We start from the raw sequence: 17,975 nt of genomic DNA, 5'->3' as shown, positions 1-17,975 counted from the left end.
CGGTTTTCGTAAAAAATAGGCGGTCGTTCCGATGATCGCGATGAACACCCAAACGAATACACCGGCCATGGCAAACAGTTCGAGCATAGACCTCATCCTTTGCGTCGTTTGTTTCACTGTATCGCAGAATGGGAAAGTCTTCAAAGGGTTCAGCAAATTGGTTGACATCATTTCCAGGATTCCTTATAGTAAAGATGTAATTAGCACTCGTTAAAAGTGAGTGCTAACAAAATAAGGTGGTGAAGAAGGTGCTGACGGATCGCCAATTGTTGATTTTACGTGCAATCGTCGATGATTATATCAAAACCGCTCAACCCGTCGGCTCACGGACGCTCTCAAAACGGAGTGACGTGACGTTCAGTTCCGCGACCATTCGAAATGAGATGGCGGACCTCGAAGAAATGGGATTGATTGAAAAGCCGCATACTTCTGCCGGCCGAATTCCATCCGAGCTCGGATATCGATTTTACGTCGATCATCTGATTCGTCCGGAAAGCATCTCACCGCAAGAGGCGAAAGCGTTAAAATCGTTATTTGCCCATTCCGTGAATGAAAATGATCGGTTAATCCGTCATACAGCGGACTTGCTGAGCGAATTGACACATTATACGACGCTTGTATTAGGTCCAAAAGAAGAAGGACAACGTCTCCATCATTTAGAGCTGATTCCCTTGGCGGAAGGACGTGTCGTCATCGTTCTTGTGACAGAAACCGGTCACGTCGAACATAAGACACTTCAGCTCGCGGAAGCTCTCTCACGTGAGGCGGCCGGTCGCTTGATGGAACGGTTGAACCAGACGTTACGCGGAACGCCGCTCAGTCAGTTGCGTCTCCGTCTGCTTGAAGAAATCAGACGGTTCCGTTCCGAACATTCGGAGCAGACGACGCTGCTGTCAAAAGCACTCGATATCGTCTTGACGGATCAGCATGAGGAACGCCCTTTGATTTATCTCGGGGGGAAAGCGAACATGTTTGATCAACCTGAGTTTCAGGATGTCGCGAAACTGCGTCCGGTCCTCGAATTGATTGAACAACAGGAAGCTTTGTTCGATTTCTTGAGTCCGAGTCTCGATAATCAGATTTTGATTACGATCGGCAGCGAAAATAACGTCGATGCCTTAAAAGACTGCAGTGTGATTCGTGCCCATTATTCCGTTGACGGCGTTTCGCTCGGAACATTGGCTCTGATTGGTCCAAAACGGATGGATTATAATCGAGGCATCAATTCGATCATTCATCTTTTACAAGCATTCCAAACCGAGTTGCGTAAAAACAACTTGGATTGAATATAGAAAGGGGCTCGATTCAGAGTGGAAGAAAATAAACAGAATCAAAACCTCAATACTGAAGAAACAAACGAGCAACAAACAGAAGCAGAAACAGTTGAAGTAACAGAAGAAGAAGTCGTCCAGGCGGATCTCGTCGAAGAGCCGGCGGCACCTGACTTTGAGGCACAACTCGCAGAAGCGAAAGCATCAGAATTACGCCTCCGTGCGGATTTTGACAACTTCAAACGCCGGAACCGGATTGAAGCCGAAAACCGTGCGAAATATTCTTCGCAGACAATCGTCGAGAAGTTGCTCCCATTAGTCGATAATCTTGACCGTGCGCTTCAAATCGAATCGGACAACGAAGAGACAAAATCTGTCCTTGCCGGTGTCGAGATGGTCAAACGCCAATTGGTGGAAACACTTCAAAATGAAGGTGTCATCGAGATTCCAGCAGTCGGGGAAGCCTTTGATCCGAACCTGCATCAGGCAGTCGTTCAGGAGCCGAGTGAAGAACACGAATCAGGTGTCGTCACAGCGGAATTCCAAAAAGGATACAAATTACACGATCGTGTCATTCGTCCAAGTATGGTCAAAGTCGCAGAATAATCTACGTTTCGATCTGATTTAACACTACTAACTATTTGAAGGTGAGGAATTTATCATGGCAAAAATCATTGGTATTGACTTAGGAACAACAAACTCATGTGTCGCAGTAATGGAAGGCGGAGAGCCTGTCGTTATCGCAAACGCTGAAGGAAACCGTACGACGCCATCTGTCGTTGCTTTCAAAAACGGTGAGCGTCAAGTCGGGGAAGTCGCAAAACGTCAAGCCATCACAAACCCGAACACAATCATGTCGATCAAACGTCATATGGGTACAGACTATAAAGTTGAAGTAGAAGGCAAAGACTACACACCACAAGAAGTATCTGCCATCATTCTTCAAAAACTCAAAGCACAAGCGGAAGACTACCTCGGTGAAAAAGTAACGGAAGCGGTCATCACGGTTCCGGCTTACTTCAACGATGCAGAACGCCAAGCAACAAAAGATGCAGGAACAATCGCTGGTCTTGACGTCAAACGGATCATCAACGAGCCGACGGCAGCAGCACTTGCTTACGGTCTTGAAAAAGGCGAAGACCACACAATCCTTATCTATGACTTAGGTGGCGGTACATTCGACGTTTCGATCCTTGAACTTGGAGACGGTGTCTTCGAAGTTGTTTCAACTGCCGGTGACAGCCGTCTTGGTGGCGATGACTTTGACCAAAAAATCATCGATCATCTAGTCGCAGAATTCAAAAAAGACAACGGCATTGATCTTGCACAAGATAAAATGGCGCTTCAACGTTTGAAAGACGCTGCTGAAAAAGCGAAGAAAGACCTCTCAGGCGTCTCTTCCACACAAATCAGTCTTCCGTTCATCACGGCCGGCGCAGCAGGTCCGCTTCACCTTGAAATGACATTGTCACGTGCGAAGTTCGACGATTTGACAGCTGATCTCGTAGAACGGACGATGGCACCAACTCGTCGTGCTCTCAGCGATGCTGGCATGACACCGGACAAAATCGATAAAATCATCCTCGTTGGTGGATCGACTCGTATTCCTGCAGTTCAAAAAGCAGTTCAAGATTTCACAGGCAAAGAATCGTTCAAAGGGGTTAACCCGGATGAAGTCGTTGCCCTCGGAGCAGCAGTCCAAGGTGGCGTATTAACAGGGGATGTCAAAGACGTTGTCCTTCTCGACGTTACACCACTCTCGCTCGGGATCGAAACAATGGGTAGCGTGATGACGAAGCTGATCGACCGTAACACGACGATCCCGACTTCAAAATCACAAGTCTTCTCAACAGCTGCTGATAACCAGCCAGCCGTTGACATCCATGTTCTTCAAGGGGAACGTCCGATGGCGTCAGATAACAAAACGCTTGGTCGTTTCCAATTGACAGACATTCCGCCAGCACAACGCGGTGTGCCGCAAATCGAAGTTAAATTCGATATCGATGCAAACGGAATCGTCAACGTATCAGCGAAAGATCTTGGTACGAACAAAGAACAGTCAATCACAATCCAATCATCAAGCGGCTTGACTGAAGCGGACATCGACCAAATGGTCAAAGATGCGGAAGCGAACGCAGATGCGGATAACAAACGTAAAGAAGAAGTGGAACTTCGCAACGAAGCGGATCAACTCGTCTTCGCAACAGATAAAGCAGTCAAAGATCTCGGTGAGCAAATTGACGCAGCAGATAAAGAAAAAGCGGAAGCAGCAAAAGAAAAAGTTACAGCTGCCCTCGCAGGAACAGACATCGAAGCAATTCGTGCTGCGAAAGACGAATTATCAACAGTCGTTCAAGAATTGACGCAAAAAGTTTACGAAAACATGGCTCAACAACAAGCGGGCGCTGAAGGTGCGCAAGCAGGCGGACAAGACGACAATGTCATGGACGCTGAATTTGAAGAAGTCGACGACAAAGACAACAAATAAGTAACCGACCGATTTTTCGGGCGCTAGAGAGAGCCAAAGCGTAATCCGCGCTTTGGCTCTTTCCATGTCGCCTGAAGTTCGGTAAAATCAAACAGTATGAAATGAATCGGACCTAAAGAGAGGAAGAATGCACGTGGAAAAACGCGATTATTATGAAGTGTTGGGCGTCGCGCGCGATGCCTCAGCAGCAGAAATCAAACGAGCTTACCGGAAACTTGCCCGGACCTACCATCCGGATGTCAATAAAGAGGCAGATGCCGATCAAAAGTTCAAAGAATTATCGGAAGCCTATGAAGTCTTGTCAGACGACAATCAACGTGCCCGTTACGACCAGTTTGGTCACCAGGATCCATCGCAAGGCGGCGGTGGCTTCGGCGGAGCGGAAGGTTTCGGCGACATCTTTGATATGTTCTTCGGCGGCGGACGTCGTCAGGATCCGAATGCCCCACGTAAAGGACAGGATTTACAGTATGTCGAAGAAATCGACTTCATGGAAGCTTTTTCCGGAGTCGAGAAAGTCATTACGATTCCAGTCGAAGAAGACTGCGGAACGTGTCACGGTTCGGGTGCTAAGCCGGGAACGCATCCGGAAACGTGTAAACGTTGTGGTGGATCGGGACACATCAACGTCGAGCAAAATACGATGTTCGGACGTGTCGTCAATCAAACGACGTGTTCGACATGCCAGGGTCGTGGACAAATCGTCAAAGAACCGTGTGAAACATGCCGCGGAGCCGGTCGTGTCCGTAAAAATAAAGATGTCCGCGTCAAGATTCCAGCCGGGATCGACAACGGTCAACAGATTCGTCTGGCAGGTAAAGGGGAAGCCGGTGTGAACGGCGGACCATTCGGTGATTTGTATGTCGTCGTCCGTGTCCGGGAACATGAATTATTTGAGCGTGTGGATGATCATATCGTCATGGATATGCCGCTCACGTTCGTCCAAGCGACGCTAGGAGATGAAATCGAAGTACCGACTGTTCACGGAAAAGTCAGCTTGAAAATTCCAGCCGGCACACAAACCGGGTCACGGTTCCGTCTGCGCGGCAAAGGGATGCCAAACGTCCGCTCAGGCCATCACGGGGATCAGTATGTCAATGTCGTCATCATTACACCAAAAAACCTGACAGACCGTCAAAAAGAACTGCTTCGTGAGTTCAACGAAATCAGTGATGAAAAAGGTGTCGAAGAACAACACGAAGGCGTATTCAGCCGCATCAAAACATTCTTTACAGGGTGATTCACTAAAGGAGCGTGACAGGAAATGAAATGGTCGGAAGTCTGTGTCCATACGACACAAGAAGCAATCGAAGCAGTCTCGAACATCTTACATGAAGCAGGAGCAAGCGGTGTCGTCATCGAGGACGTCGAAGATTTCGAGATGATGTCACACCGTGAAGATAACTTCGGTGAGATTTGGGATGAGAAGAAGCGCGATGAATATCCGGACAGCGGTGTACTCGTCAAAGCGTATCTTGCGGAAAGCAGTGATTTGACGGATACGATCAAAGGAATCGAACGCGACATTCAGATGCTGACGAAATTCGGTCTGACGATTGGTGCAGGAACTGTCACGCTGACACAAGTCGATGAGGAAGACTGGGCCCATTCGTGGAAGCAGTTTTATAAGCCGGTTAAAATCAGCCGTCATTTAACGGTTGTACCGATGTGGGAATACTACACACCGCAACCCGATGAAAAAATCATCGAACTCGATCCCGGGATGGCATTCGGAACCGGAACACATCCGACGACAGTTCTCTGTATCCAGGCAATCGAAAACTATCTTCAAGAAAATGATCGTGTCGTCGATGTCGGAACCGGTTCCGGTGTGCTTGCGATTGCAGCAGCTAAACTCGGAGCAAAAGACGTCTTTGCCCTTGATTTGGATGAAGTCGCTGTTCGTTCCGCGACGGACAATGTGGCATTGAACCAGGTCAGTCAGCAAGTGACGGTCCGCCAAGGCGATTTAATGAAAGAACTTAAAGAACCGGTTGAGTTGATCGTCGCGAACATCTTAGCCGAAGTCATCTTGCTGTTCGTCAACGATGCTTATGAACTGACTTTGCCGGGAGGTCACTTCATCGCTTCCGGAATCATCGGTCAGAAAAAAGACATGGTGCGTGACGCGATGGTAGCCGCCGGATTTACCATCGTCGAGACGACGAAGCTTGAGGACTGGGTCGCCATTATCGCGAAACGTGAGGCTTAAGCCGATGCAACGATATTTCGTCGAACAGACCGCACGTGCGGGAAATACCTTTACACTGCCCAAAGACGACGCGCATCATATGAAAAATGTCATGCGGATGGATGTCGGGGATGAGATTTTAGTGTTAGACGGCACAGGACTGTTCCGTTGCCGACTCGAGCAACTTGATAAGCAAACTGCCGTCGCAGAAATGCTTGAAGAATTGCCGATTGAGACGGAACTTCCAATTCACGTGACGATTGCTTATGCCTTACCAAAAGGGGATAAAGTCGAACTCGTTGCCCAAAAAGCGACGGAGCTTGGGATCAGCCGTCTGCTTGTGTTCGAATCGGCCCGTTCGGTCTCGAAATGGGATGCGAAAAAAATCCCGAAAAAGCTGGAACGCCTACAAAAAATCAGTAAAGAAGCAGCGGAACAATCCTACCGGGCACACTTGCCGACGATTGAGTATGTGACGTATGATGAAGTCCTACAACGTGCTGCTGATTATACGGCGTGTTTGATCGCTTATGAAGAATCGGCGAAAGAAGGGGAGACGGCAGCTTTCGCTTCTACGCTGTCCCGGCTTCAGTCCGGGGACTCCTTATTGGTTGTGATTGGTCCGGAAGGTGGACTGACGGAAACAGAAGTATCGCGTTTAACCGCTGGCGGTTTCGTGCCGGCATCCCTCGGACGACGGATTTTACGGACGGAAACGGCACCACTCTATGTCCTGTCCGCCGTATCGTATCATTTTGAATTGAAAGGGTGAGTGAAATGGCAACGGTAGCCTTTCAAACGCTTGGTTGTAAAGTCAATCATTACGAGACAGAAGCCGTCTGGCAACTGTTCAAGGATGCGGGATATGGACGTGTCGACTTTGCAGATCATGCCGACGTCTACGTCGTCAATACATGTACAGTAACGAATACGGGTGATAAAAAGAGCCGGCAAGTCATTCGACGGGCCATCCGTCAAAATCCGGACAGCGTCATCTGTGTCACCGGGTGTTATGCGCAGACGTCACCGGCTGAAATCATGGCGATTCCAGGAGTCGATGTCGTCGTCGGAACACAGGACCGTCATAAGATGATTGGTTATATCGAACAGTTCCGGGAAGAACGGATGCCGATCAATGCCGTCGGTAACATCATGAAAGCTAAAATCTACGAAGAACTCGACGTGCCGGCTTTTACCGACCGGACACGGGCTTCCTTGAAGATTCAAGAAGGATGCAACAACTTCTGCACGTTCTGTATCATTCCCTGGGCACGCGGTCTGATGCGTTCGCGTCAACCGGAAGATGTCCTGAAGCAGGCGCAACAGCTTGTCGACGCAGGATACAAAGAAATTGTCCTGACCGGCATTCATACAGGCGGTTACGGGGAAGATCTCAAAGACTACAACTTGGCGAAATTGTTAAAAGCTTTGGAATCCGTGACAGGTCTCGAACGGCTTCGGATTTCGTCGATTGAAGCGAGCCAAATCACGGATGAAGTATTAGACGTCCTCAAAGAGTCACCGATCGTCGTCCGCCATCTCCATGTTCCGATTCAATCGGCATCGGATACCGTGTTACGCCGGATGCGCCGGAAATACACGATGTCGGAGTTCGGTGAACGGATTACCCGCTTAAAAGAAGTCTTGCCGGATTGTGCAATTACATCAGATGTTATCGTCGGTTTCCCGGGAGAGACGGAAGATGAGTTCATGGAGACGTTTAACTTCATCAACGACCATAAGTTCAGTGAATTGCATGTTTTCCCGTATTCAAAACGTACGGGGACACCGGCTGCGATGATGGATGATCAGGTCGAGGAGCACATCAAAGAACAACGTGTCGCCCGCTTGATTGCCTTGTCGGATCAGCTGGCAAAAGAATATGCATCGAAGTATGAAGGAGAACTGCTTGAAATCATTCCGGAAGAATTTTCGGAAGAAGCAGGTGGCCGTCTCGTCGGTTATACGGATAATTACTTACGTGTCGCCATCGAAGGAGACGAATCATTGATTGGTCAACTCGTTCGCGTCAAAATCATAAAAGCAGGTTACCCGATGAACGATGGGCAATTCGTTCGCGTCATGGAGACGTTAAAAGAGCAAGCCATCTAAAAGGAATTCGCCTTCTGATTACAGGAAGGCGAATTTTGTTTTCCTGCCAATAAATTATTTTGTTTTCAGGTAACGGATACGCTACACTGAGTAAAGATTACAAAAGAGAAAGAGGACATCCACTTATGCGAATCAATAAATTTATTAGTGAAACAGGATTTTGTTCCCGCCGGGCAGCAGATAAGCTCATCGATGCCGGACGTGTGACAATTAATGGAAATGTAGCTGAGCTCGGCTCGCAGGTCGAAAAAACGGACGCCGTCGAAATTGACGGACATCCGCTTCAAGCAAAGCCGGAACTCGAGTATTTGATTTTAAACAAACCGGTCGGCATCACATGTACGACGGAACGTGACATTGAAGGTAATATCATTGATTTCGTCAATCATCCGAAACGGATTTTCCCGATCGGACGACTCGATAAAGACTCGGACGGATTGATTATCCTGACGAATGACGGAGATATCGTCAACCGGATTTTACGGGCAGAAAACAATCACGATAAAGAGTATATCGTGACGGTCGATGCACCGATTACGGAAACATTTATCGAAGGAATGGCAAGCGGCGTCGAGATTCTGGGAACGACGACGAAGGAATGTGTCGTCGAACAGCTCGAGTCGCGGACGTTCCGAATCGTTTTGACACAAGGATTGAACCGACAAATTCGCCGTATGTGTAAAGAGTTCGGTTATCGTGTCAAACGCCTGCAGCGCGTCCGAATCATGAACGTCGAACTCGGTGATTTACCAATCGGGGAATGGCGTGATTTGACGGAGTCGGAAATGAAGACATTGTTCCAGATTCTCGATCAACAATAAGCTGAAAAGTCGCCATGATGATGGCGGCTTTACTTGTATACATTGAAGGGGGTTCATCGTGGATAAACGGGGAATGAGTGCGACGTTCGTCGCCTATGTGATTGGAGGATTGTTACCGATCTACAAACTGTTTGCGGATCAAATACCGGCCTGGACGGTCGTCTCGATTCGCATCATCAGTGCTTTTATCTTTGTCACGTTGTTACTGCGACTGACAGGGAAGTTTAAGCACGTCAAGCAACTTTGGCGAAGCAAACGTCAACGGAATACCGTTTTAGCGGCAGGACTCGTCCTTGGGGGAAACTGGACCTTGTATTTATACGCAATCGGCGAAGGGTATCTCGTCGAGTCGTCACTCGGCTATTATATTAATCCACTCGTCAGTGTCTTGTTCGGCTTATTATTTTTCGGTGAACGTCTGAACCGGGCCCAGTTACTAGCGATTGTCAGTGCTGTCACGGGTGTCCTGATTCTAACGTTCGGGTACGGAAAGTTTCCGATCATTGCGTTTTCACTCGCCATCTCATTTGCCTTTTACGGTGTTCTGAAAAAGAAGGCAGCGGCAGAACCGTTATCCGGTCTATTTCTTGAAACACTCGTGACGCTACCGTTTGCCGTATTGACGCTTGGTTTAACGGGAGCGAATCCGCTCGCCTTGCCGACGGAAGCTTTGTTCGCGATCGTCATGTTAGGAGTGGCAACGGCGATTCAATTGATGTTGTTTGGATACGGAATGCCGAAAATCCCGTTCGTCTATGTCGGGATTTTACAATATATCGCTCCGACCTTGACCTTGATTCTCGGAGTCTTTTTATTCAATGACGTCTTTACACCGATTCACTTCATCGCGTTCCTGTTCATTTGGCTGGCCGTCGCTGTCTTTACAATCAGTGGGATATCAAGCGGACGAATGAAAATGAAAAAAGTATCGTGATTGAGAAAAGAGGAAATTATTCATGAATAAATCAGGTTTTATCGCAACATTATCCGCCTATATCATTTGGGGTTTGTTGCCGATTTACTGGAAATTACTTGCGACCGTCTCGAGTGAAGAGATATTAGCCCACCGAATCGTCTGGTCGTTTATTTTCTTACTGTTATTATTATCCCTTCAAAAAGCATTGCCGAAGTTTACGGGGGCATTGAAAAACCCGTTCACCCGTCGTCTTTTTTTCCTGAACGGACTGATCATCAGCATGAACTGGTTCATCTACATCTGGGCGGTCAATCATAATTTTATTGTCGAAGCATCGCTTGGGTATTACATCAATCCGATCGTCAGCATCGTTTTCGGGGTGTTCTTTTTCCGGGAGAAACTGTCACGGATTGAATGGCTCGCGATTCTCCTTGCGACGATCGGCGTCTTGATTCTGACGATCGGTTATGGGAAGTTTCCTTGGATTTCGCTGGCGTTGGCCTTCAGCTTTGGTTTTTACGGTGTCGTCAAAAAACAACGGCCGCTTGAGTCAACGGTCAGTTTGACGATTGAAACACTGGCTCCGTTACCGATTGCCATCCTGTTCTTAGGATACATGGGTATCAGTGGACAAGAGACATTTACGTCGTCTCCCTTTGTGATGATCGGACTCTTTTTGACAGGTATCATTACCGCTGTTCCGTTATTATTGTTCGGATTTGGAGCGCAGCGGATTCCGTTTACGGTCGTCGGCTTTCTGCAATTTGTTGCTCCGACATTGTCGCTTGCCATCGGTGTTCTCCTGTACGATGAACCCTTTACGAGAACGCACTTGATTGCGTTTACATTCATTTGGTCGGCTGCCCTGGTCTTTACCTTGAATGGTTTATTGATTCGGAAAAAACAGTTACGAAAAGTCGCGTAAAAAGATAGAAGTCTGACCTCTTGCGTGATAGAATGAAAACAGAGTCTAAGGGATATCCTTAAGGAGGAAATGAATCATGAATTTAGCAGGAATGATCGACCATACCGCTTTAAAAGCAGAAACGTCACGTGCTCAAATCGAAACACTTTGTAAGGAAGCACTCGAATACAAATTTGCAAGTGTCTGTGTCAATCCGACAAACGTAGCACTCGCGGCAGAACTTTTGAAATCAGATGACGCAGTTAAAGTCTGTACAGTCATCGGCTTCCCACTTGGTGCAAACACACCAGAAGTAAAAGCATTCGAAACGCAAGATGCTATCAAAAACGGTGCAACAGAAATCGATATGGTCTTAAATATCGGCGCATTGAAAGACGGCGATCTTTCACTTGTTGAACGCGACATCCGTGCGGTTGTTGAAGCAGCGAACGGTACACTCGTCAAAGTCATCTTCGAAAACTGTCTTTTAACAAAAGAAGAAATTAAAACAGCTGCTGAGTTATCCGTTAAAGCAGGTGCAGATTTCGTCAAGACATCAACTGGCTTCTCGACAGGCGGCGCAACGGTGGAAGATATCCGTCTTATGCGCGAAACGGTTGGACCTGACATTGGTGTCAAAGCTTCAGGCGGCGTTCGTGATTTCGAAGGAGCAAAAGCAATGATCGATGCTGGCGCCACACGCATCGGTGCTTCTGCCGGAATCGCCATCGTCACAGGCGGTTCTTCAGACAGTGATTATTAATTTAAAGTGATTATCGAGCATGTTCTGTTCTACAACTTTGGTTGTGAACAGGACATGCTTTTTTATTTTGGGATAATTCTGAATTTGATTTTTAGGTTAAGAAGTCAGACAACCTTTCCGATAATCAATTGTAGAACAGTGAAGGGAAGTGGAAATATGTCAAAACGATTCAGTTTGTCCGTACTAGTATTGACAATCGGTCTGGCAGGTTGTGGAAGTATCATCGATGATCCGCAACAAGCAGTGAAGGAGCGTCGAAAAATGGCAGTCGTTTTATCCGATGTCGGATTAGGAGATCAATCGTTCAGTGATGCAGCGATGAGCGGCATGTCCTTACTGCGTGAAAAAGAAGACTGGTTCATTGATTATAGAGAATTAAGTGAAACAAAGTCATATGAAGCGGCATTTGCCACATTAGCCAAACAACAGCCGACCGTTGTCGTCGGTCTCGGTTTCATGGGACAGGCAGACCTGGAGAAAGTCGCCAAACAGTACCCAAAACAGCAGTTTGCACTGATTGATGCCGTGTCGGAACTACCGAATGTATTATCCGTCACATTTAAAGAGGATGAAGGCAGTTATCTGGCGGGAGCAGCGGCAGCGATTCAGTCCGACAGTGAAACGATTGGTTTCATCGGCGGTATGAAATCACCGCTCATTGAAAAGTTTGAAAAAGGTTACCGGGCCGGTGCAACAGCGATTAATCCGGACATCCGTGTCCTCGTTGATTATGCGGAAGACTTTGCTGCGCCGGACAAAGGACGGGAACTGGCAAACGCTCAAATGAAAAAAGAGGCGGATGTTTTATATGCGGCGGCAGGGCTTACCGGAAGTGGTGTTCTGGAAGCGGCAGAAGAAAAAGGAAATAAGGCCATTGGTGTCGACAGTGATCAAACGGCAATTGCACCGGACGCAGTCATGACGTCGATGTTAAAACAGGTCGATCTTGCGATTACGAAAATTGGCGACAGCGTTAAGGCATCGGGTCTTCAATCCGGTCAAATCGTGTTAGGGGTCAAAGATGGAGGCATTCAATTAGCACCGATTCGTAATGCCAACTTTACAGCAAAAGAACTGCAACGACTCGAACAATTGAAACAAGAAATACTGGAAGGCAAGGTGAAGGTCCAATGACGTTACGAAAACGATTTTTAATTTCGACGCTCGTGACGATTGTCAGTGTCGTCGCCCTGATGGGTTGGACATTATTCGAGCTGCGGCAAATCCAGTCCTACAATGAGGATTATGGAAAACAATTAGTCGAGATTTCAGAACTGGAGACCAAGTTACTGTATGAGCAGGCGGCCTGGAACCGGTTAGCAAGCCAGCCGTCAGAAAACCAAAAAGAACAGGCACTTGCCTTAAGTAAAAAAAATGAAAAAGCTGTTGATTCATTACAAAAAACTTATTTGATTGATCGGTTTAAACCCGATTTGAATCGTGCCAAAATGAAGTATACGGTCTTAGCAGAGAAACGGACGACATTATTAAATGAGCTCAATCCAATCGCGATCCGTTCCCATGCAGCTCAGGTGGAAGGGGTATTAAGCGATTTATACACGTTACATACGAAGAACGGTGAATTTTACGATGTACTGCAACAAGAAGCGAAAGACAAAACGTTGAATCTGACGCGTTCAGTTTTAATCGCGACATTCATCCTTTTGATTGCATTAGCACTCTACAATTGGTACTTTGCTCGGAGCATCACCCGTCCAATCAGCCGGGTCGTTAAAACAGCGGAACAGATTTCACAAGGGGATGTCTCACAACAACTCCAGGTATCAGGACGGACGGATGAAATTGGCCGTCTTGAGTCAGCAATTGCCCAAATGCAAGGGACATTGCATGGCGTCATTGGAACGATTAGCCAAACGTCGACGACCATTAATCAGATGAGCGAACAGGCGACAGCTGAAAATGCCAATATCGTTGAAGTATCTGGAAACATGACACATGCCATCAATGAAATGGCCAGTGGTACGCAAACCGTCTCAGATGACTTACAAACGACCGTCAGTACGATCACGGATATGAGTACATTGTTCGAACAAAGTGAACAACGGGCGCAACAGGCATTGAGTCAAGGACAGCTCGCCGATACGACGATGGGGAAAAGTGCCACCATCATGCAGGAACAAGCGGAATCACTGACGACGGCTACTCTCCAAAATCAGGAACTCGGTCGCAAGTTGGCTGGATTCTTACAACAAACACAGCAAATCGAACAGATGGCACAACTCGTCTCAAGTGTCTCGGCACAAACGAATTTACTATCGTTAAATGCTGCAATCGAAGCAGCACGGGCAGGAGAGGCGGGACGCGGGTTTGCTGTCGTTGCGAGTGAAGTGAAAAAGCTGGCGGATGAAACACATCAAGCAACCCGCTCTATTTTCTCTTTGGTTCGTTCAATTCGGGCAGACGGAGCAATTTTGCAGGAAGCGTTACTTCAATCTGAAAAAGAACAAGCACACCAAGTTCAAAACTTTGCAGAGGTGACAGCAGCATTCGAAGAAACCCGGGGACATGTGACGGATGTAACGGAAGCTGTTCAGTTCATGACAACGCAGCTGCTTCAATCGAAAGACCAGGCCAATCAAGTGGTCAATCAGGTCAGTTCAGTCAGTGGCGTGATGGAAGAATTGGCTGCGGGGAACGAAGAGGTCGCAGCGTCGATGCGTGACCAACAAGCATCATTTGAACAAATCCATCAGTTGATGCTGGAACTGGAACAAACGACGACTTCACTCGATCAACAAACCAGCCAGTTCAAACTGTAACTCAAAAAGAAACATCAAAAAATCCCTCATCGGAGTTATTCCGGTGAGGGATTTTGCATCAACAGTTAAAAGAAGTCACTTGGATTCAGTTCGTTTGTCCGGCCATTGGCATTGTATTGATAACCGCCGTCATGAATCTCAAAATGAAGGTGGGGACCGGTTGAATTTCCGGTACTTCCAAGGTTACCGATTTGTTGTCCTTGTTTCACCTGTTGACCTTGTTTGACGGTCAGGGAATTCATGTGCGCATAAACGGTCGTGTACGTTTTTCCGCCGATGCTGTGCGACAGATACACGTGGTTACCGTAAGGACCGCCTGAGCTTGCCAAAATGACAGTTCCACTCGCAGAAGCAACGACTGGCGAATTCAGTGGACCTGCAAAATCAATCCCGTTATGATACGCATAGCCGTTACTTCCGCTGGCAGCACCCATTCCTTGTGAAATGGAACCGGCAGCCGGTTTAATGAACTTTCCAGTTGCTTTGGAGAGGACTTTTGTACTTGCTTTTGTAACAGAAGCAGGTTGCGCCGATTGCGCGGCTGCTTGTTTTTCTGCTAGTCGTGCAGCTCGGGCAGCTGAACGGGCTGCAGCTTCTTGTGCCTTCAATTGAGCGGCTGCATCTTTTAGGCTCAAGATGTTCGTTTCGATGGAACGTTTTTCTGTCTTCAAGCGTTTCAGCAACGTTGTTCGTTTGATTTTTTCTGCCGTTAATTCACGTTGTTTCTTTTTTAGAAGCGTGCGATCATCAATCAAATCGACACGGGTTTGCTTCAATTCTTTTTGAGCAAGTGCCAATTGATGTTTGTTGTGTTCGTAATCTTTTAATAAAGAAGCATCGCTTTCAGCAATCGTATTAAAGGCATTAAACCGGCTGATCATATCGCCGACATCCTTGGCACCGAAAACGGCTTCGAGAAGCGGATCCTCATCTGCTTTCGACTGGCGGACTGCTAACCGGTCTCCTAACATTTTTTCCTGCTTGTTGATCTTTTCGCGCAAGGCATCAATTTTTTGTTCCAATCGTTTGATCTGTTTACGATTGCGATCAATTTTTTGTTGATTTTCAACGACCTGCAATGTCAATCCATTGATTTGTTGATCAAGGGCATAGACTTTTTGCTGGGCTTTTGACAATTGAGCTGTCTTTTTTGAGAGTGCCTGCTTTTGCTTTGACTGTTGTTGCTGGTTTTGCTGCTGTTTTTCTTTATAAGAACTTGCTGCTCCGACCGGATGGGCAAGTGGACTGAAGAGTAATGTCATCGTCATGAGGGACAGACCGAGTGTTTGTTTTAAAGATGATTTCATAGTTGAATCAATCATTCCTTCCTTAATCAGATACATTTTTTAAAATGTTACCTGTTCTACTCTAACAAGAAATAGGTCAAGTCTCCGTTACAGTTTCATTAAAAATATTATATGGAAATTATCAGGGAGTAACATTCCTTTTTGTAAATCATTTTTTGAATTCTTTCAAAAGAAAGAGAAAACTGTTGGCAAAACAGGAAGAAGAAAAAATAAAAAAAGTGAATACCAGGATTCACTTTTAAAAAAGGCGTGATATGTTTTTGTAATATTAACAAGAAGTGAAAAAAGAAGCGTTTGATGCATCAACAAAAAGGTTATAAAAATTAGTTTTGCTTTATTCTTCGTAAATCATTTTTCGTGTCATTCCGCCGTCGAGAACCAATGTTTCTCCCGTCAGGAAGTCGTTATCAGGATTCGTCAAAAACAGAGCAGCCCGGGCGACATCTTCAGGTTTTCCGACTCGTCCGGCCGGGTGCTGACTATGATCTTCTGGTGAAAGTTCATGATAATTTCCGGTTTCAATCCATCCGGGAGCAATGGCGTTGACCAAAATCCGGTCGGGTCCTAAAGAAACGGCCAAAGCATGCGTCAGTGCTACAATCCCGCCTTTAGTAGCCGCGTAAGATTCCGTATCCGGCTCGGACATAAAGGCACGGGTGGAGGCCAAATTGACAATCCGTCCACCGGCCGGGTTTTTCTTCAGATAAGGGGCGGCGGCTTTTGTCGTTAAAAAGATGCTCCGCAGATTGGTATGTTGAACACGGTCCCATTCATCGATCGATAATTCAAGTAACGGTTTACGAACCATGATGCCGGCATTGTTAATCAGGATATCAACTCGACCGGTATGTTCGATGGCTTTATCAATCAATAGGTTGACGTCTTGTTCATCTTGAACATCCAAATGATAAAAATAAGCGGTTCCGCCGTCGGCTTCGATTTCTGCTGCCAGGTCATCACCCGTCATTTGATCAATGTCGGCAAGAATGACTGATGCGCCTTCCTTGGCATAAGTCTTGGCAAGTGTTGCTCCAATGCCATTGGCGGCACCTGTGATGATGACAGTATGATTGATATGATTCATTGTAAATTCCTCCTGGGGAATGTGTAGTTGGGTAGACTGCTATAATCAGATAGCCGAAAATGAATCGATTAAAACATACTGGATCCTTGAAGAAAGGATTATCCAGATAGGCATTAGGGAACATAAAAGGTAGCTAACGCTACTATTATGTTGAATGGGGGATTTTTGATGGATTTATCAAATCAAAAGCTCGAAACAGAACAAGAAAAATATGCAGATGAAGCTAAAGCGTACATCAATCAACCTAAAAAAACGAATTCGATGCTGAAACGAGCAATTGATAAAATAAATAAAAACTCAAGTTTATCAGTTGTGTTCTCGCCGGTCCGCTTATTTGTCGACATGGTTCGCTCTTACCAATCAGGGGAATATCGAAATATTCGCCGGACGACGATTTTGAAAGTCATCGGTGCTTTGATCTATCTCGTTTCTCCGATTGACCTGGTCCCTGATTTTGTACTTGGATTTGGTTTTGCGGATGATATCGCCATCGTTCTGTTCGTGACAAAAACAGTGTTTGAAGAATTGACACGTTTTAGTGACTGGCAAGATGAGCAACAAAAAGCAAGCACACAACCGCTTCAAAGTGAAGATGCGTATTAATCGGATGGATTGATCCTACCCTGCCGCTGACATGGAGTCAGCGACGGGGTTTTTAGCCGTGAAACCGAACACGATTTCTGTACGCTACCTCAAAAGTTCGTTACACTGGAGTTAGAAGAAAAATCCAGTGAAAGGGGGGGAATCATGGCTTGGCATTCGTGGATTGAATCGTATGGCTATTTCGGAATGATGTTGACGTTAATGTTTCCATTTTTACCGAGTGAAGTACCGTTAGCTTATGCGGGCTACCTGGTACATACGACGCAATTTAATCTCATTATCATGTTGATCGTCGCAGTACTCAGTTTCGTGATTAGTCAAAACATCTTTTTTACGATTGGTCGGCTCGGAAGTGACCGTCTGCTTGCCCGTGTATTTAAATGGTTTCGGATTTCTGAAACGAAGATGAATCAGTTTCAACGTCAAATGGACACACGCGGCCGTTTTATCCTGTTGTTGTCGCCGATGTGGCGGATGGGATTTGCCATCGGGGCCGGATTAACAGGTGTTTCACGGTGGACGTTCACAGTTGCCACGACAATCTCCTTTTTTGCCTGGTCAGTCTTTTTCATTTGGGGCGGGAAAAAACTGGGGCATGGTATGATGGGACGGCATCATGAACTCCATCACTATACACCTTGGTTCATCGGGTTATTCGTATTCGGAGCCGGATATGTCTATTTCCGGAAGAAAACGCTTATGAAAAAACAAAACGCTTTAAAAAAATAGAGGAGT

General features: G+C 46.5%; 17 protein-coding genes. 15 read left to right on the top strand and 2 right to left on the bottom strand.

The genetic code is table 11. From position 1 onward, the window contains the following. Positions 1-248 precede the first annotated feature (248 nt). From hrcA to KNP93_RS07060, 13 genes are all read left to right on the top strand, one after another. The gene (hrcA, locus tag KNP93_RS07120; RefSeq protein WP_131973227.1) at positions 249-1,286 is read left to right on the top strand and encodes a heat-inducible transcriptional repressor HrcA; all 1,038 of its coding nucleotides are present in this window, start codon (positions 249-251) and stop codon (positions 1,284-1,286) included. Positions 1,287-1,310: 24 nt separating this feature from the next. Further along, entirely contained in the window at positions 1,311-1,877 is a 567-nt protein-coding gene (gene grpE, locus KNP93_RS07115) for a nucleotide exchange factor GrpE (protein WP_131503927.1), read from the top strand. A gap of 55 nt (positions 1,878-1,932) precedes the next feature. After that, positions 1,933-3,759: a molecular chaperone DnaK gene (dnaK, locus tag KNP93_RS07110; protein WP_131503928.1), complete on the top strand. Its 1,827-nt coding sequence runs from the start codon at positions 1,933-1,935 to the stop codon at positions 3,757-3,759. Between the two features lie 133 nt (positions 3,760-3,892). Next, positions 3,893-4,999 (top strand): molecular chaperone DnaJ, encoded by a 1,107-nt coding sequence (gene dnaJ, locus KNP93_RS07105; protein ID WP_214854123.1) that lies wholly within the window; start codon positions 3,893-3,895, stop codon positions 4,997-4,999. 24 nt (positions 5,000-5,023) lie between these two features. Further along, positions 5,024-5,971, top strand: coding sequence for a 50S ribosomal protein L11 methyltransferase (gene prmA, locus KNP93_RS07100; RefSeq protein WP_214854120.1), 948 nt, complete (start codon positions 5,024-5,026; stop codon positions 5,969-5,971). A 4-nt stretch (positions 5,972-5,975) separates the two neighbouring features. Then, entirely contained in the window at positions 5,976-6,722 is a 747-nt protein-coding gene (locus KNP93_RS07095; protein ID WP_131973225.1) for a 16S rRNA (uracil(1498)-N(3))-methyltransferase, read from the top strand. 5 nt (positions 6,723-6,727) lie between these two features. Continuing rightward, positions 6,728-8,062, top strand: a complete 1,335-nt coding sequence (gene mtaB, locus KNP93_RS07090) for a tRNA (N(6)-L-threonylcarbamoyladenosine(37)-C(2))-methylthiotransferase MtaB (RefSeq protein WP_131973224.1) — start codon at positions 6,728-6,730, stop codon at positions 8,060-8,062. 125 nt (positions 8,063-8,187) lie between these two features. After that, positions 8,188-8,883 carry a 23S rRNA pseudouridine(2604) synthase RluF gene (gene rluF / locus KNP93_RS07085; RefSeq protein ID WP_188005226.1) on the top strand — a complete coding sequence of 232 codons (696 nt, stop codon included), beginning with the start codon at positions 8,188-8,190 and terminating at the stop codon, positions 8,881-8,883. A 58-nt stretch (positions 8,884-8,941) separates the two neighbouring features. Then, the gene (gene rarD, locus KNP93_RS07080) at positions 8,942-9,817 is read left to right on the top strand and encodes an EamA family transporter RarD (RefSeq protein ID WP_214854116.1); all 876 of its coding nucleotides are present in this window, start codon (positions 8,942-8,944) and stop codon (positions 9,815-9,817) included. A 22-nt stretch (positions 9,818-9,839) separates the two neighbouring features. After that, entirely contained in the window at positions 9,840-10,724 is an 885-nt protein-coding gene (gene rarD, locus KNP93_RS07075) for an EamA family transporter RarD (RefSeq protein ID WP_131503934.1), read from the top strand. 76 nt (positions 10,725-10,800) lie between these two features. Further along, complete coding sequence (deoC, locus tag KNP93_RS07070; protein ID WP_026829012.1) at positions 10,801-11,466, top strand: deoxyribose-phosphate aldolase; 666 nt, start codon at positions 10,801-10,803, stop codon at positions 11,464-11,466. 156 nt (positions 11,467-11,622) lie between these two features. Then, positions 11,623-12,600, top strand: coding sequence for a BMP family lipoprotein (locus KNP93_RS07065; protein ID WP_214854113.1), 978 nt, complete (start codon positions 11,623-11,625; stop codon positions 12,598-12,600). Next, positions 12,597-14,246, top strand: a complete 1,650-nt coding sequence (locus tag KNP93_RS07060; protein WP_214854110.1) for a methyl-accepting chemotaxis protein — start codon at positions 12,597-12,599, stop codon at positions 14,244-14,246. The genes KNP93_RS07065 and KNP93_RS07060 overlap by 4 nt, the downstream gene beginning before the upstream one ends. A gap of 65 nt (positions 14,247-14,311) precedes the next feature. On the opposite strand, the gene KNP93_RS07055 is transcribed toward KNP93_RS07060, so the two are convergent. Together KNP93_RS07055 and KNP93_RS07050 are read right to left on the bottom strand one after the other, a co-directional pair. Beyond that, positions 14,312-15,568: a murein hydrolase activator EnvC family protein gene (locus KNP93_RS07055; RefSeq protein WP_131973220.1), complete on the bottom strand. Its 1,257-nt coding sequence runs from the start codon at positions 15,566-15,568 to the stop codon at positions 14,312-14,314. Between the two features lie 319 nt (positions 15,569-15,887). Then, a complete protein-coding gene (locus KNP93_RS07050) occupies positions 15,888-16,637 on the bottom strand; it encodes an SDR family NAD(P)-dependent oxidoreductase (RefSeq protein ID WP_131973219.1) in 750 nt (249 codons plus the stop codon). Positions 16,638-16,805: 168 nt separating this feature from the next. Here KNP93_RS07050 and KNP93_RS07045 point away from each other — a divergent pair, with 168 nt between their 5' ends. Next, positions 16,806-17,240, top strand: a complete 435-nt coding sequence (locus KNP93_RS07045) for a YkvA family protein (protein WP_026829007.1) — start codon at positions 16,806-16,808, stop codon at positions 17,238-17,240. Positions 17,241-17,384: 144 nt separating this feature from the next. Further along, on the top strand, positions 17,385-17,969 hold the full coding sequence (locus KNP93_RS07040; RefSeq protein ID WP_131973218.1) for a DedA family protein: 585 nt from the start codon (positions 17,385-17,387) through the stop codon (positions 17,967-17,969). Positions 17,970-17,975 lie beyond the last annotated feature (6 nt).

It is taken from the genome of Exiguobacterium sp. s166 (assembly GCF_018618855.1).
In the GTDB taxonomy this organism is placed as follows: domain Bacteria; phylum Bacillota; class Bacilli; order Exiguobacteriales; family Exiguobacteriaceae; genus Exiguobacterium_A.
Note: the sequence above shows the minus strand (reverse complement) of the source record. Positions and strands in the feature narration are given on the sequence as shown.